The following is a 16,275-nucleotide window of genomic DNA, read 5'->3' as shown; positions in this document are numbered from 1 at the left end:
GTTATTGTAAACATGAGTAATCCCACTTTTTTTGAGTCAGGGATACGGAAGTCCTATCGTTTAAGAGACTAATTATAGTCTTGTTAGGAGCATAATATTGGTGGCCGCCATTGCGGTAGAAGTTCCTGTAAACTCATCACAGCCTCATCGGAGCAACATGTTTCGCTCTGATAAGGCTGTGGGGGGAATAGGGTTCGCATCTTTATCGCAAAGCGGCTGCCTATATTTTGCCTCTATGAGGTTTATTTTTAGTACGTAGAGATTTCTCTATTTTAAGAAAAATTGGAATAACTCATGTTTTTCCTTCTTCCATACCTAGCTACGGACTTAAGTCCTAGGTATGGAAGAAGGATTTTTTTTAGAACCCTCCTCTATCATAGAAAGTATTTCTACGCGAAAGCTTTAATTCTTGTAATAATGCTGATTTTACCCTGATGGTAAAGTTGTAGGTACTAGAACGACCATAATATGGACTGGCAATAGGAGTCCAGTCGAAATTAGCTTCCCAACAATGTAAGTCTCTATGTATACTGATATTGGTTAGTGAAATGCCTTTATTGACAAAATCATAACCAGAACTTAGGGTAAAATTCCATTTCTCAGTCAATTTTACATCCCCTTTAAAGGTCAAAGCACTTACGATAGTAGCAGGAGCATAACCTGTTTTGTTCATATTATAGTTGAAACCAAACTGGAAACTCCAAGGCACAGACCAATCTACATAGTCGTTGATATTTCTGTTGATTTGGCTCATTTGCCCTTCAGTACCATTCGTGTTCTGTTTCTTTTTATCAGCACTAGCAGGCTTGAAGCTTTTGCTTATCGAAAGGTTTAAGCTGGCCAACTTTGCAAAACCTTCGCCCAAGTCAATTAACAAAGTGTCTATTCTACGTCCTGAGATAGAGTAACCATCGTTTACATACTTGTAGGGGTCTAAAGAACCCCCAAAATTGATGTCAAACTTCTTTACCCTAGAGTTTGCCGAAAAGTTCAAATTAGAAAGTTTAAACTGCGTAGCAAAGAAGTTGTAATTTCCTGTAAACGAGAAATTATCAAGCAACATTATCTTCTCAGATTCTTTTTGAGCCGTATCCGACTTTGCTCTTAACTTGGCTTCTAAAGTATTCTGAATCCCGAAGCTAATACCACCCGACTGGCTACCACGGTTAGTTTGGGTAGGATTGAAACTTGAAATGTTCAAGAAATCACCGGGGAGAGTTTCTTGTCCAGCCAAAGCACTTGGAATGGTTTCGCCTTTTTGGTATTTATGAACCCTGTTATTAATTTGAACCGTTTGGTAAAAACCATATTTAGGGTCTGTAAAATCGGGCGTATAATTTATACTTAATGAAGGCGATAGCGTATGACGTATGCCTTGTAACCTACCTTTTTTGAAGTTAATCGTACCATATAAACGGGTATTCATACTCATTGAAAAAGCATAAGTATAGTCTGCATAAAAAGCCCCACCCCGAAGCGTATCAATCTCGACAGCCCCTTTGCCAGCAGTAGTATCTTTACTATAAATAGCAGCCTTATCATTAAAGGACTTGAAGTTGTACTTATATTTCTGTTGATAAATATTCCCAGAAAAGTTAAAGCCAGGGGTTAAGTTAATATACTTACCAATTTTAATATTAGGCAATGAAATCGGGATGCTGTATTGAGCCTTGAACTGAGCATTTTTTAATAATTCAGGTAAGGTTGATAAATTAAATGGAATTACACCATCTCGTGCCAAGTTAGTACTAGCGTTTGCCGCAGTTCTTGGGTCTATAATTACGGGCTTTGTTGGGTCAAGGTCTAGTGTATCAATCGTTCTGTAAACAGTATAACCAAAGTTATTGTACGAACGGTTGGTTAAAGCTACTTGGTTAGTAATACCATAAGTACCCGAAAGGTCTAAGCCCACCCTGAATTGGTCAATAAAGCGGTCTGTAACAGCATTTTTCTTTTTAAAAGGCTGGAACTGATTTAACCCAAACGTATAATTGGTATTTACATTTACCGCCTTAGTTACTGTATTTTGGTCGGCTTGTAAGCTTAAACTAGTACGAATAGTTTGCCCAAAATTTCGTGAATATTGTATGGACGAATTCAAGGCAGTAGAAATATAGCTACTCGTGTTTAAGCTATTGTATTGGCTATTTGAATTACTTTGTAAGTTTACAGAGGCAGAAAAGCTAGAATTCCCACGGCTTTGTGGCGAATGTGACCATTGAATACCATAGTCATTTCTTTTTTGTCTGTCAAATTCACTACCATTATTACTTTGTCTGAAATTCACGTTGAAAGTACCCGAATAGCGATAACGCTTAATGTATTGAGAATTGGCAGCAATCCCAAAACTACCTTTTGAATAAATCTCTCCAGTAAGGCGTAAACCAATATTAGGACTCAATGCAAAATAGTAGCCACCATCACGCAAGAAGAAACCCCTGCCTTGCGGTTCTTCACCATAAGTAGGCATGATAATACCCGAAGTACCCGATTCTTGCGGAGGTTTATAAGGGAAGAAACCAAAAGGCAAGCCGATAGGCAAAGGAATTTCATTTAATTCAAAATGGAATGGCCCAGCTACAATTTCTCTTTTACCGACTACTTTAATCTTAGTTGCCCTAATATTAAAGTGGGGATGTTCAAGATTACAGGTAGTATAAATAGCATTTCGGATATAAAGGTTGTCTTCATTATCCTTTTTTACTTTCTCACCTTGTATCAAACCATCGCCTTGGGTCGTAATAAGTCCTTTGATAAAGGCCTTCCTACTTTTGAAGTTATACCTGATTTCCTCGGCATCATAAGGTTCACCACCTTGCTTAAAGATGGGTTTCCCAATAGTCTTATTGGTTGTGGAATCTTTCGTACCATGTGCCGACACTTCATTCTTTGCCCAATTGAGCTGAATATAGTTGGCTTCTAGGGAAATATCACCATAAGTAACTTTACCGTCGCCATAAAGATATACAATTTGGTTTTCGGTATCCATTACTGTAGAGTCTTTGGCAGAGTAAACAACTGTAGTAGTGAGGTCACTTTCTTTTTTAAGTGAGTCGGGTACGCTTTTTGTAATACTAAGCTTGGTAGAATCTAAACTAGCAGTATCTTTAGGGATTACTGTATTAGCTTTGCTGGCTTTAGGTTTAAAAGGTTTTCCGCCCAATAATCGCTGAGCAGAAGACTGATTTATGGTTAAAAGCCCCAAAAGTAAGCTAATTAATATACTGAATATGTGGATTGCTTTTTTCAGAAGTCTTTAAAATTTATATTTGTCTTTTATTAATAACGCACAAAAATACTTTATTACTTTTTGAACATAGCGAACCAACCCGAAAATAATGTTAAACTTTGTTAAAGGTTTTTTAATAATCACTTGTATTTGCTCGCTTAGTGGTTTTACTTTTCAATATTCACTCATTGAAAGCTCGACATATCAACCTGTTTTATTACAGACTAGAGTAAGAACAGTAGTGTTGGATGCTGGACATGGGGGTAAAGACCCAGGATGCCACGGAGCAAATAATAACGAGTCTAAAATTGCCCTTAAAATTGTCTTAGAACTCGGGGAAAAAATAAAAGAACAATATCCAGAGGTTAGGGTAATTTATACCAGAACAAAAGATGTATTTGTAGATTTGCACGAACGCTCTGCCATTGCCAACCGTAATAAAGCAGATTTGTTTATTTCAGTACACTGTAATGCACATCGCTCTGCTAAATTGGCTGGAACTGAGACCTACACAATGGGGTTACATAAAACAAGTAGTAATCTTGATGTGGCAAAGCGAGAAAACTCAGTAATTTTGCAAGAGGCTAATTATGAAAAAAACTATAATGGTTTTAATCCTAATTCACCCCTTGGACACATTATGATGGCAAATTATCAAAGTGCCTTTATGATGAATAGCATTAAGTTAGCACAAAAAATTGAAAAACAATTCAAACAAAAATCTGACAGGCATAGTTACGGCGTAAAGCAAGCAGGTTTTTTAGTACTTTGGGAAACAGCCATGCCAAGTGTTTTGGTAGAAGCAGGTTTTTTGACTAATAAAAATGAAGAGCAATATTTAGCCAAAAGCTCGGGACAAGATGAAGTAGCTGAGGCTATTTTTAAAGCATTTAAATCGTATAAAGAAGAAATTGAGGATTAAGTTTGGATTGATAATGTTTTTTTTAATCAATAAACCTATTAATAATCAATTGAAAAACTTCAACAGTCATTTATGAATATCTCTAAAGAAACCAAAATAGGCATACTTGCCCTTACATCCTTCGTAATTTTATATCTAGGATTTAATTTTTTAAAGGGTAAAGATTTTTTTACACAGGAAAATAAATATGTCATTATATACAAAGATGTACAAGGTTTAACAGCAGCCAACCAAGTTTCACTAAGTGGAATGAAAATTGGGCAAGTAAAAGAAATAGAATTACTAAAAGGTGATGCTAATAAAGTAAAAGTAGTAATCAGTATCAGGAAAGATTTACAATTGCCCGAAGGTACACAAGCGATTTTAGCTTCCGATGGTCTGTTAGGAGGTAAGTTAATCAGAATTGAGATGGGTAAATCTTCTGGAAAATTTATTGAAGAAGGAGGAACATTAATAGCTACTTCAGAAACGGGTGTAACAGACCTACTCAAAGAAAAAGCTCTTCCATTAATTCAAAACCTAGATTCTTTAACCAAATCGCTTCGTGTAGTTGCTAGAAGTTTTGAAAGTACAGGCATGGTTGTGAATGGATTTGTTAAAAACTCTGACCGTTCAGTAAGCTCTTTAACGGCTTCTCTGAACAGTACAATCAGTGAAAACAGAAGTAATTTGGCTGGTATCTCTGCTAATATGAGAACCCTTTCTAATAACTTAATAGAAACAGAGAAAAGCTTGAAACCTTTGATTGGTAAATTTAATACCATGGCCGATTCTTTGAATGCTTTAAAGATAAGTCAGGCAGTGGCAACAACTCAGAAGTCGTTGGATGGTTTACAAAAAATTATGCAAGGTATCGAAGCAGGACAGGGTTCAATGGGTAAATTATTGAAAGATGATTCACTTTATACTAATCTTAACCGTTCGGTAGCTGATTTAGATAAGCTTTTAATTGATTTCAGATTGGCTCCAAAACGCTACGTAAACATCTCTGTATTTGGTGGAAATAAAAGTACACCTCCTGTGGTGAAATAGTTTTGAATGAGTGAGTTGTGAGTTAGTGATTTTCTTTAGTTGATTAACTTTAAATAAGTTTCCAAAATTAGTTTATTGTTTCACATTTTTAAATAAATCACTAATTCACAACTCACTCAATCACAATTAAAATAACTCACTAAACCACATCAATCGGCACAGGCGTTTGGCTTTTTATTTCGTTGACTACAAATCTGCTTTGCGCATTTCCGATATTCGAGAGCGTCGCTAATTTATGTAAAATAAAATGGCGGTATTCATCCATATCTCTTACCAATACCTTCAATAGAAAATCTGATCCCCCAGAAATACAATAACATTCTACTACCTCTGGCAAGAGTAAAACATCCTTTTCAAATTGCTCTAGAAAACTAGCTGCATGTTCTTTCAAGGTTACATCTACCAACACCACCAAACTTTTTCCGAGCTTAGATTTATTCAGAATAGCTGTATATTTTTCTATTACCCCTTCGCTTTCGAGGCGTTTTATCCTTTCGTGAATAGGCGTTGTTGTTAAATTAAGCCTTGCAGCAATTTCCTTATTGGTCATCAACGCATTTGCTTGCAGAAACTGTAAGATTTTTAAATCTATGTTATCTAATGCTGCCATTTTATGGGTAATTAAAGGATTATTTAATGGGAAGTGAATCACTAAAATTTAAAGAATCGGATATCTTTAAGAAATTCTGTAAAACAGGATTGGTATCATCTTTTCGCCAAATAATAGAGAGATTGGTTCGCTCTGGAATATTTTTAAGCTCAATAAACTTTACTTTCATGGCCGAGCTATGCTTATAGGAAATAGGCATCAATGAAATACCCAGATTGTGCTCTACCAATTTTAAAATAGTAGCTCCATAGTTTGATTCATGGACTACATTGGGAAGAAAGCCTTCTCGTTCACAAAGACGCAATAATAAATCATGATAAACCGAACTCGAGTTGCGAGGCGGTAAAATAAAATTATCATTTTTTATCTGAGCCAGACTCTTAAAATTATCCTCATTAATTGGATGACACGCTGGCAAAATTAACGCAAAAGGTTCTTTAAAAATAATTTTAGATGTAAGGTCTTTATCAGGATGAAGTTCTCGGATAAAGGCTACATCAATTTCATGTTTCTTTAGTGCTTCAATCACAGAGCTATCTAACATCTCAGACAAGTTTGCTTTGATAGCAGGAAAGAGGAGCCTTAACTCAGATAAAAGCGGAGGAATAACCGAATAAATAGCAGAGCCAGGATGTCCAATCCTAATTTCACCTTCTTCACCCTTATGAATCAGTTGTGTTCTATGCTTGATATTCTCTAATTGAGATAAGATTTTCTGTGCTTCATTATTAAGATACTCGCCCGCAGGCGTAAGCTTTACGTTACGTTTGTCTCGTTCGAATAGCAATACCCCTAATTCATTTTCCAGTTGTTGAACCTGCCTGCTTAAAGCTGGCTGGGCAATAAAAAGTTTTTCGGAGGCTTTAGAAAAATGAAGCTCGGAGGCAACTCCTAAAAAATAAGATAGCTGTCTAAAATCCATTGTTTTTAATTTTAAAGAGTCAGGAAGTAAAAAAATAGATAAGTGCAGAAGTTTTGACTTATGCCTAAAAAGCATAAGTCGATATAAATTAAGCATTTTTTATTATAAATAGAAAATGGTTTATTTGTAAATATTCTATTATACGTTAAAAAGGGCTTGTTCTTATGAGTAAAAATATCCAAATTCGTGAAGCAAATTACCTAGATGTGTCTGTGATTTGTAACATTAGTGAAGAAACTTTTATCGATACTTATGGCGCACAAAATACTCCTGAGAATCTTGAAACTTATTTAACTAAGCATTTCAACCAAACACAGATGTTAACTGAAATTCAGACAGATGGAACGGTTTTTTTAATAGTAGAAGTTGATAACGAAGCGGTTGGATATGCTAAACTTAGGGTAAACAAAAGCGAATTTGCTGATAGAAATGCCTTAGAATTAGAGCGTATATACGTTAAAAAGGAATTTCACGGACAAAAGTTAGGCGGGTTGTTATTAGAACAATGTTGTGAAAAGACAAAGTCTGTAGGCTGTGACCTGCTCTGGTTGGGTGTATGGGAGTATAATTTGAAAGCACTGAACTTTTATAAAAGTAAAGGGTTTGAAATAAATGGAACCCATGTTTTTATGTTAGGAAGTGATGAGCAGACCGATTATTTAATGACAAAAGAATTGAATATACTTAAAGTATAAATACTCATACAAAAAGAAGTGAGTACAAACAATATTTACACTATTCGTGTGAATTTTTAGAAAAGGTTAATACACAAAATCCCTACCATTGGTGGGGATTTTTGTTTTTTTGTGAAAGATAGAAATAATTAAATAGTATGCTTGCATAACAAATTTATTTTTATTTAACTTTACCTATATTTTTTATAAAACAAACAACATGAACCGTTCAATTAGAAAAGTAGCCGTTTTGGGCTCTGGGATTATGGGAAGCCGTATTGCTTGCCATTTTGCTAATATAGGCGTTGAGGTCATGCTTTTGGATATTGTTCCGAAAGAACCCAACGATGCTGAAAAAGCCAAAGGGCTTAGCACTGATCATCCTGCGGTGCGCAATCGTATTGTAAACGACGCCTTTCAACAAACTTTAAAAGCTAATCCAGCGGCATTGTATTCTGCATCTTTTGCCAATAGAATAAAACTAGGCAATTTTGATGATAATTTAGCCGAAATCAGTCAATACGACTGGGTAATTGAAGTAATTGTTGAAAATTTAGCTATTAAAAAATCATTATACGAAAAAGTAGATGCTTTACGTAAAGTAGGTACTTTGGTTACTTCCAATACTTCTGGGATTCCTATTCACTTGATGGCGGAAGGACGTTCGGAAGATTTTAAAAAACATTTCTGTGGCACACACTTCTTTAATCCTCCTCGTTATCTAAAACTATTGGAGATTATTCCAACGCCAAGCACTGATACTACCGTTATAGATTTCTTGATGCACTATGGCGACCGTTATCTTGGCAAAACTACTGTTTTATGTAAAGATACTCCTGCTTTTATTGCTAACCGTGTGGGCGTGTATTCGATGATGAAAACGATGCAAGTAGTAGAAGAACTTGGATTGACTGTAGAGGAAGTAGATAAATTGACATCCGTAGTGGTGGGTCGACCGAAATCAGGGACTTTCCGTTTATCGGATGTTGTAGGGTTAGATACTACCATCAATGTTTCCAATAATTTGTATGCAGGACTAACCGACGACGACGCAAAAGATACTTTTATCTTGCCAGAAATGGTAAAAAAGCTACAAGAGAAAAAGTGGCTTGGTGATAAAACTGGTCAAGGATTCTATAAGAAAATAAAAGGAGCGAGTGGCAAATCAGAGATTTTAGCCTTGAATCTAAAAACCTTTGAATATGAGCCTTCTCAAAAAGTAAAATTCGCTGTTTTTGAACAAACTAAAAGTTTGCCTTTGAAAGAACGTTTTGCTGTTTTATTAGCAGACAAAAGCAAAGCAGGGGAATTCTATAGAAAAACTATCTTAGATGGTTTCAGATACGTTACCAACAGAATCCCTGAGATTTCGGACGAATTATACCGCATTGATGCCGCTATCTGTGCAGGTTTTGGTTGGGAAATAGGCTTATTTGAAACATGGGATGCTATTGGCGTAGAAAAAGGACTTGCCCTGATGGAAGCCGAAGGTATGAAATCAGCAGACTGGGTACACGAAATGTTGGCTTCTGGCGCAAAGACTTTCTATAAAAGAGAAGGCGGCAAGCGTTTATACTATGATATTCCAACGAAATCATACAAGGTAATTCCTGGCACGGAATCATTTATTATTCTAGAAAACTTGTCTAATAACATTGTCTGGAAAAATGCTGAAAGCAATGTGTATGATTTGGGCGACGGTATTCTGGGTTTAGAATTCCGTTCAAAAATGAACACCTTTGGTGCGGGCGTAATAGAAGGCATTCAGAAAGGAATCAGCTTAGCAGAAAAAGATTTCCGTGGTTTGGTGATTGGAAACGATAGTACAGAAGCATTTTCAGCAGGAGCTAATTTAGCGATGTTGTTTATGTTTGCTATTGAACAAGAATACGACGAAATCAACATGATGATAGCTCAGTTCCAACAAACCATGATGAGAGTACGCTATTCATCAATTCCTGTTGTTGTTGCGCCACATTCGTTGGCTTTGGGTGGTGGTTGCGAAATCAATCTCCATGCTGATAGGGTAGTAGCCTCCGCAGAAACGTATATGGGCTTGGTTGAAGTAGGCGTAGGCTTGATTCCTGCGGGTGGTGGTACGAAAGAAATGGCACTGCGTTGTTCAGATTTATATAAAAATGGTGACCCTGAACTAAATACGTTGCAAAATGCTTTCATGAATATAGCCATGGCGAAAGTAAGTACTTCGGCACAAGAAGCGTATGAGATGAATTATTTGCGTCGTGGAGATGAGATTGTTTTGAATCGTTCTCGCCTCATTGCAGATGCTAAACAAGCAGCGATTGAATTAGCGGAAGCTGGATATACTCAACCTAAAAAACGCAATGATATTAGGGTACAAGGTAAAGCTGGGATTGCGCTATTCAAAGCAGGTGTTCAAGGCATGAAGATGGGTCGATATATTTCAGACCATGATGCTAAGATTGCTGAAAAACTTGCTTATGTGATTTCTGGAGGAGATTTGAGTTATCCACAGTTGGTATCAGAACAATATTTATTAGACCTAGAACGTGAAGCTTTCTTGTCGCTTTCAGCAGAGAAAAAGACATTAGAGCGTATCCAGAGTTTGTTAAATGGAGGGAAACCGTTGAGGAATTAGGGTAGAGCTTTGAGCCATGAGCATTAAGCCATGAGCTTTTTTGCTAATTATTATTATTCAAAATCACGGTAGCTTAATAGCCCATAGCTCACAGCTCATGGCTCACAGCTATACAAAAAGCTAAAAAAATGAACGCATATATAGTAGCGGGCTATCGTACCGCTGTTGGAAAAGCCCCAAGAGGTGTTTTCCGTTTTACAAGACCTGATGATTTGGCAGCTGAAGTAATCAAACATTTGGTGGCACAAGTGCCTGCCCTCGACCCTACGCGTGTAGATGATTTGATTGTAGGCAATGCCGTTCCAGAGGCAGAGCAAGGCATGCAAATTGCTCGATATATTGCTTTGCTATCATTGCCTAAAAATGTTCCGGGCTTTACCATCAATCGTTATTGCGGTTCAGGTATCGAGGCAATCGCTTTGGCTTCGGCTAAAATTCATGCTGGTCTTGCAGACTGTATTATTGCAGGCGGTGCAGAGTCCATGTCATTAGTCCCTACTACTGGGTATAAAATGGCCTTGAATTTTGAAATTGCTCAGAAGCATCCTGATTACTATATCGGTATGGGACTAACAGCCGAACAGGTACGTGAGCAATTTAATATTTCTCGTGAAGAACAAGACGAATTTTCAGTAGCATCACATACCAAGGCATTAGCAGCCCAAGCGAATGGATTGTTCAAAGATGAAATCGTGCCAATTACGGTAAAAGAAACATTTTTTGATGCTAATTCAGGCAAAAAGAAAACCCGAGAATATGTAGTTGACACTGACGAAGGGCCACGTGCAGGGACGACAATGCAAGCTTTAACAAACCTAAAGCCTGTTTTCGCAGCAGGAGGAACGGTAACGGCTGGTAACTCGTCACAAACATCTGATGGGGCGGCTTTCGTCATGGTAATGTCGGAAGCAATGGTTAAAGAACTTAATCTTGAACCTATCGCTCGCATGGTCACTTATGCTACTGCTGGCGTAGAGCCACGCATTATGGGCATAGGTCCTGTAGCAGCTATCCCATTAGCGTTGAAAAAAGCAGGATTGAATATCAATGATATTGATCAAATAGAGTTAAATGAAGCCTTTGCAGCACAGTCGTTAGCGGTAATCAAGGAATTAGATTTAGACCGTTCGAAGATAAATGTAAACGGAGGGGCTATTGCTTTAGGACATCCGCTAGGCTGTTCAGGGGCTAAGCTTTCTATACAATTATTTAACGAAATGCGTCGAAGAAATCAAAAATACGGAATGGTTTCAGCTTGCGTTGGTGGTGGACAAGGCGTAGCTGGTATTTATGAGTTATTGTAGTTGTTAGATTTACTAATTTGAAAATAAAGGGCAGGGTTTACTTGCCCTTTATTTATTTATCACTAGCGAGTATCGATTATCCGCAAGTATATAAATAGCTGATAATCAAGGTATTTATTTCTAGCGAGGGACTTAAGTCCCTCACTAGAAATAAATAAAAATTTGACTTGATTCTGTTATAATCTAAACTCAACACTACTTCCCATAAACCAACTCTCCAATATTCTGCACATTAAACATCACACCCTCTTGTGAATTTCCAAGAAAGGAAATTACGATGTCATCATCTGGATAAATAATTAAATATGAGCTACTGCTAAAGGAATCGCCCGCATGATACCAGATGCGATGTCCATTTTTATCTTTACCTGTATACCAACCAATACCATAGCCCGTTGCTTGTTTGTCAGTAGTATATTGGCTTTCAAAAAGTGTCTTTTTGAGGTTAGCGTCGAAAAAATTACCATGCAATATTTCATTCCCTAATGTTACTAAGTCTTTAGCCGTTGATAAAAGCCCACCGCCCGAATATTTATAACTTAAATCTCCGAAATCATTTTCTTGTCCCGTTGCATCATAAAATTTACTTCTATTGTTGATAGTACTTTTTATATCGTCTCCACAAGTAGAGGATAGTTTTAAAGGTTGCCAGATATTTTTAGCCATATACTGTAAATAACTTTGACCGCTCGCACCTTCAATCACCGCTCCAATTAAATTCCAGCCAAAACTAGAATAATGAAATTGCGTATTCGGTTTAAAAAGCAGGGTATCATCTTTAAATACTTTTAGGGCTTGAATGGCATTATCAAAATGTTCGGTACGGATATAATCGTTCAAATCATCCTCTTTATAATCACGAAAACCAGCTAAATGACCAGCCAATTGTCGCGTAGTAACCGTATATTTTTTTGGCGGGAAATCGGGAAGATATTGTTGGATAGGAGCATCTAAATCAAGTTTTTTCTCTGATATAAGCTTGATTAATGCAAGCGAAGTCATCGCTTTTGAGATACTATTTATCCGAAAACGGGTAGAATCGGTAACAGGAATATTGTTAGTAACATCTGCATAACCCAAATTAATGGAATACCTGATTTTATTGCCTTTGCTAATGCAAAGCTGTAGTCCATTCATACCGCTTTCATCGATAAAATCCTTGCAGCTTTTTTCTATAAGGCACTCAATGGCATCCTTACAAGGTATTGCTGGACTTGCTTTTACTTCTCCGCTCAAGTTTGCCTGATTACTCATAGTAAGGTAGGCTGTAACAATACCCCTTACTTTTTTCCATTCTCCTAAACTTGTTTCTCTGGCAAAACAAGTATAACGATTGTTATTGGAGGTAGATATGCCAATGAATGTACCCGGTAAATCTATTCCTCCTCTCATAATTTTTTGATTAATCACCTTCTTGCCTTCAAACTCTACGGTATCGGTCTTTAGTCTTTCAGGATACTTTTGCATAAAATCTCTATAACCGTCAGCAATAGCTGTTCTGTCGTGTAAATCAAGTATTTGTTCAAAACTTACAAAAAACGGTTTTGTGATTAAGTAGTTCAGATGTGAAAGGTCAAAAGTTAGCCAGCCATTTTTCATAGAAGATTCCACGATAATACTTTGTTGGAGTAGGTCTTCACTAGGTTGACCAGTCAAACTATCAACAGCATTTAATCGAATCCTGAACTTAAATGTCTTTAGGTTATTTCTGAATATTCTGAGGCTTACTTTTTCTAAATAAGCAGGAAAATCAAGCCCCTTTTGAATATACTCCTCTTTGTTTTCGATGAGTAATGCAATGCAATGCCCAGCATAAGTGGTGTCGGGTTCATAGGTACCACCATTAGAGGTCTTATTGCCTAGTTCAAACGTTTTATTTTTCTGTTTAGTAGCATTGACAGTAACGGAATTCAGCAATGTAGATTTTTCATTCAAAAGAATATTAATATCTTTTTCATGTACTAACAATGTTATCGGAATCCTTCTTTTTCCAAAGCCAAGGGCTGAAAAAGTTAAGGTATCTGAGCTCAATTTTTGAGGAATAATGATTAAAAAGCTTCCATCAGCATTAGAAATAGTACCGATATTTGATTTTTCAACCCCGATATTAACGTAAGGAATAGCTTCTTTAGAGTTTTTATGCAACGTTTTACCCTTGATAATTTTTTGTCCAAAACTCAGTTTGGATAGTAATAATAAAAAGATAAAAGAAAGAAAATATCTGTTAGACATATTATATCGTGTTAGCCTGTAAAAAAACGAAAAAAGCTTTTAAGTCTTTCATATTGAACATGATATTTTAGAGAAGGAGATTCATGTTATAAAATAAAAGCTTCAAAAAATGCCTAATTGACATTCATTGAAGCTTTTACTTATTAAATAAGGAGTGTTAAATAGTCTTAAAAACGATATTGATAAGTGAATTAAAGTGCTTGTAAATACTTTAGTTTAAGCTCATCACTCACAACTCTCAATATTATAAACCTATTACCCCTGTTATTGATAATGATACCGATACATTGCTATTAGATTGTACTGCAATGGTATTTAAATCTAATGCACTCGATATATTCAATAACGCATTTAATGTCAATGAAGAATTAGCATCGCCTGAAGGCTTATAAGAAGCAAAGTGTATTTCATAATTACCTTGTTCCAAGAACGATACTTTAAAATTACCGTTTCCATCAACTATTGAGCTTGAAACAGCATTTTTAAATTCTATTGAACTATCGCCTTGTCCTTTCGCTTCAGTGCTTGGATTAAATTCTCCTTTTTTGTACACATAGGCTACCACTTTCCCCATCATCGTAGAATTATATCCGTTTGCATGACCTGTGATAGTACCTGTAGCACTTTTGTTTACTACTCTTACTGACGACTGCAATTCGCCATAAGTAACAAATGAATAGTTTTTCTTAGCATTTTCTTCATAGGTTTTAATGGCTTTTCGTAAGTCGAAATCAACCATTAAATCAGTAGTACCCGTTTCACTAACTGTAAAAGGCTTACTGTTTACATCAAGCGAGTTTCTAGCATTTCCAGAAATGGCTAATTTGCTTTTAGTCCCGTCTACTTTTGAGATATAAGTACCTGGGGCATTACCAGCTTGGTCTTTTTCATAGTCAAATACGAACGTTAGTTTACTATACGTACCAGTTTGGAATTTACCATCAACTAATGTCAAGAAAGTACCATTGTTAAGCTCAGCAATGTTTACTGTTTTTGGTCCTTGAAATCCATCATATCTTTTTCCATCTAATCTTACTTCTGTAATTGTTACAAAAGCACCGTTAATTTCGGCATTGTCAATCGGAGCATCAGTAATACCTACTTTTACTTGTCCTTTTGGCGCATTAGGGTCTTGTTCAGTAGCTGCGGGCGTTACGTTATCGTCATCTTTACTGCATGACCATTGTAATGTAATAATTCCCAAAGCCAATAAAGCATACATAAGGATTTTTCTAGTTTTCATAAGACATTAAAGTTTAAATTTGGACGTTTGATTTTCAGGGTTTTCAGTTAAATTTTTAGGGTTTTTAGTCAAAGGTTTTTCTGATTGCTGCTCTTTCGCAGTGTCTAATTTGCCTGTTTGTATAATCAACGTAAAAGAAATGTACATGAATGTAGGAAATACCTATTGATGTGATGGCATAAAAATGAGGTGTATTTTTTATAAATATTTGATTATTAGGTATTTATAAAAAATGACTAACATTATGCTTCACATCATTGTGTGATGAAAAAATGAAGTTTTAGGGAACCAATCGTTTTTGAAAGGAAAATCAAATAATATGAGAATAAATGATGAATTGAGGAGAAGTGAGTAAAAAGTGGGTAATTTTTGGGACACACCTGAGGAATATACTGAGAAGAATGTGATAAAAATATAAAAGTTCATTTAAACAATAGATGAAGATTGCTTAAATGAACTTTAGCATGGAAGAATAATGAGTGTGAAACAAATTGATTTTTTTAATATAAAATTTGGTAGGTTACTCTACCTTCCAATCACCAAAAATAGCTTCTTTAGTATAGCCCTTCGCTTCTTCATCACTTAACTGATGTGCCCACGGTGTTCTTTTGCCTGTGTTTGCACCTTCACCTGTGTTTTTGTACTCCGCAAAATAGCTTGTTTGTTCATTGCTTGCTTTATCCCAATTGTGCCATCCTTCGGGTCTTATTTGTTTGCCAAGTTTACATTGTATGAATACTACTTTGGCAAAAGGTCTCCAAGGTCGTCCTAAATAAAAAGTGTTAGCCTCGGCATCTCCTGTGATGGTACAATTTTTAAAAACGTAGCCGAATGCTTTATTTTCTGATGTCGAAGCCGCTGTTAAGTAACCATTTTTCTTAGTAAACAACGTGCATTTTTCAAAGAGTACGGTAGATGAGCCAAAGATAAAATCGACCGTTCCTTCTATATAGCAGTCATAATAATATTGTCTGCTTTCATGCCCATACGTATAAAGGGTATCTTGAAAACCTAAGAACCTGCAATGTTCAAATTTGGCTTTATCACCTTTTACCCAAATGGCTACTGCTTGACCCACTGGACCAGCTGAGTTTTGGAAAGTAATATTTTTAGCTGAAAACTCATTGCCAAACACATAAAAACTTGCCGAACCTGTTGTGCCTTTTTCTTCTCCAAAAATATTCTTTTTCTGTGCATAATCATCATAGCTAAGAATGGTTTCAGTGAGACTTTCGCCAATAAATTTCACCATGGCTTTTGATTCAGCCAGTACTAATTTTTCTTTATAAGTACCTTTCTTGATAAAGATTGTCGTAGGCTTTTTACGAAAATCGGGTACGGCATTGATAGCTTCTTGAACGGTTTTAAATTGTCCACTACCATCTTGAGCAACTACAAAATCATATTGCTGTGCCAGTGATAAATTGCCTGTTATTAAAAAGAAAAAGAGAAAAATACTTTTACTATTCATATATAGATTCTTTTGA

11 protein-coding genes are annotated in these 16,275 nt (G+C 36.1%); 5 read left to right on the top strand and 6 right to left on the bottom strand.

All coding sequences use genetic code 11. The annotated features are described in order from the left end of the window. Nucleotides 1-358: 358 nt before the first annotated feature. A complete protein-coding gene (locus AC07N0_RS02445; RefSeq protein WP_494587973.1) occupies nt 359-3,205 on the bottom strand; it encodes a putative LPS assembly protein LptD in 2,847 nt (948 codons plus the stop codon). 133 nt (nt 3,206-3,338) lie between these two features. On the opposite strand from AC07N0_RS02445, the gene AC07N0_RS02440 reads away from it, so the two are divergent. Then, on the top strand, nt 3,339-4,151 hold the full coding sequence (locus AC07N0_RS02440) for an N-acetylmuramoyl-L-alanine amidase family protein (protein WP_492800648.1): 813 nt from the start codon (nt 3,339-3,341) through the stop codon (nt 4,149-4,151). Nucleotides 4,152-4,223: 72 nt separating this feature from the next. Beyond that, nucleotides 4,224-5,183: an MlaD family protein gene (locus tag AC07N0_RS02435; RefSeq protein WP_492800647.1), complete on the top strand. Its 960-nt coding sequence runs from the start codon at nt 4,224-4,226 to the stop codon at nt 5,181-5,183. A 139-nt stretch (nt 5,184-5,322) separates the two neighbouring features. On the opposite strand, the gene AC07N0_RS02430 is transcribed toward AC07N0_RS02435, so the two are convergent. Next, the gene (locus AC07N0_RS02430; protein ID WP_494587971.1) at nt 5,323-5,793 is read right to left on the bottom strand and encodes an Lrp/AsnC family transcriptional regulator; all 471 of its coding nucleotides are present in this window, start codon (nt 5,791-5,793) and stop codon (nt 5,323-5,325) included. A gap of 19 nt (nt 5,794-5,812) precedes the next feature. After that, nucleotides 5,813-6,715 (bottom strand): LysR family transcriptional regulator, encoded by a 903-nt coding sequence (locus AC07N0_RS02425; RefSeq protein ID WP_494587969.1) that lies wholly within the window; start codon nt 6,713-6,715, stop codon nt 5,813-5,815. A 164-nt stretch (nt 6,716-6,879) separates the two neighbouring features. On the opposite strand from AC07N0_RS02425, the gene AC07N0_RS02420 reads away from it, so the two are divergent. The 3 genes from AC07N0_RS02420 to AC07N0_RS02410 all read left to right on the top strand — a co-directional run bounded on the left by AC07N0_RS02420 (nt 6,880) and on the right by AC07N0_RS02410 (nt 11,313). Continuing rightward, nucleotides 6,880-7,410, top strand: coding sequence for a GNAT family N-acetyltransferase (locus AC07N0_RS02420; protein WP_494587968.1), 531 nt, complete (start codon nt 6,880-6,882; stop codon nt 7,408-7,410). 199 nt (nt 7,411-7,609) lie between these two features. Further along, nucleotides 7,610-10,009: a 3-hydroxyacyl-CoA dehydrogenase/enoyl-CoA hydratase family protein gene (locus AC07N0_RS02415; RefSeq protein WP_494587967.1), complete on the top strand. Its 2,400-nt coding sequence runs from the start codon at nt 7,610-7,612 to the stop codon at nt 10,007-10,009. 128 nt (nt 10,010-10,137) lie between these two features. Further along, entirely contained in the window at nt 10,138-11,313 is a 1,176-nt protein-coding gene (locus tag AC07N0_RS02410; RefSeq protein ID WP_492800643.1) for an acetyl-CoA C-acyltransferase, read from the top strand. Between the two features lie 195 nt (nt 11,314-11,508). On the opposite strand, the gene AC07N0_RS02405 is transcribed toward AC07N0_RS02410, so the two are convergent. The 3 genes from AC07N0_RS02405 to AC07N0_RS02395 form a co-directional block, all read right to left on the bottom strand. Beyond that, a complete protein-coding gene (locus AC07N0_RS02405; RefSeq protein ID WP_494587966.1) occupies nt 11,509-13,545 on the bottom strand; it encodes a serine hydrolase in 2,037 nt (678 codons plus the stop codon). 244 nt (nt 13,546-13,789) lie between these two features. Further along, a complete protein-coding gene (locus AC07N0_RS02400; protein ID WP_492800641.1) occupies nt 13,790-14,788 on the bottom strand; it encodes a DUF4382 domain-containing protein in 999 nt (332 codons plus the stop codon). Nucleotides 14,789-15,308: 520 nt separating this feature from the next. Further along, a complete protein-coding gene (locus AC07N0_RS02395; protein ID WP_494587965.1) occupies nt 15,309-16,259 on the bottom strand; it encodes a pectinesterase family protein in 951 nt (316 codons plus the stop codon). Between the last annotated feature and the right edge of the window lie 16 nt (nt 16,260-16,275).

It is taken from the genome of Arcicella sp. GW821-FHT09D11 (assembly GCF_059416265.1).
Note: the sequence above shows the minus strand (reverse complement) of the source record. Positions and strands in the feature narration are given on the sequence as shown.

What these genes read in the sequence shown, in the direction of transcription:
- AC07N0_RS02435 (WP_492800647.1), top strand. Translation starts at nt 4,224, where the DNA reads ATGAATATCTCTAAAGAAACCAAAATAGGCATACTTGCCCTTACATCC.
- AC07N0_RS02430 (WP_494587971.1), bottom strand. Translation starts at nt 5,793, where the DNA reads ATGGCAGCATTAGATAACATAGATTTAAAAATCTTACAGTTTCTGCAA.
- AC07N0_RS02395 (WP_494587965.1), bottom strand. Translation starts at nt 16,259, where the DNA reads ATGAATAGTAAAAGTATTTTTCTCTTTTTCTTTTTAATAACAGGCAAT.
- AC07N0_RS02400 (WP_492800641.1), bottom strand. Translation starts at nt 14,788, where the DNA reads ATGAAAACTAGAAAAATCCTTATGTATGCTTTATTGGCTTTGGGAATT.
- AC07N0_RS02405 (WP_494587966.1), bottom strand. Translation starts at nt 13,545, where the DNA reads ATGTCTAACAGATATTTTCTTTCTTTTATCTTTTTATTATTACTATCC.
- AC07N0_RS02420 (WP_494587968.1), top strand. Translation starts at nt 6,880, where the DNA reads ATGAGTAAAAATATCCAAATTCGTGAAGCAAATTACCTAGATGTGTCT.
- AC07N0_RS02415 (WP_494587967.1), top strand. Translation starts at nt 7,610, where the DNA reads ATGAACCGTTCAATTAGAAAAGTAGCCGTTTTGGGCTCTGGGATTATG.
- AC07N0_RS02440 (WP_492800648.1), top strand. Translation starts at nt 3,339, where the DNA reads ATGTTAAACTTTGTTAAAGGTTTTTTAATAATCACTTGTATTTGCTCG.
- AC07N0_RS02425 (WP_494587969.1), bottom strand. Translation starts at nt 6,715, where the DNA reads ATGGATTTTAGACAGCTATCTTATTTTTTAGGAGTTGCCTCCGAGCTT.
- AC07N0_RS02410 (WP_492800643.1), top strand. Translation starts at nt 10,138, where the DNA reads ATGAACGCATATATAGTAGCGGGCTATCGTACCGCTGTTGGAAAAGCC.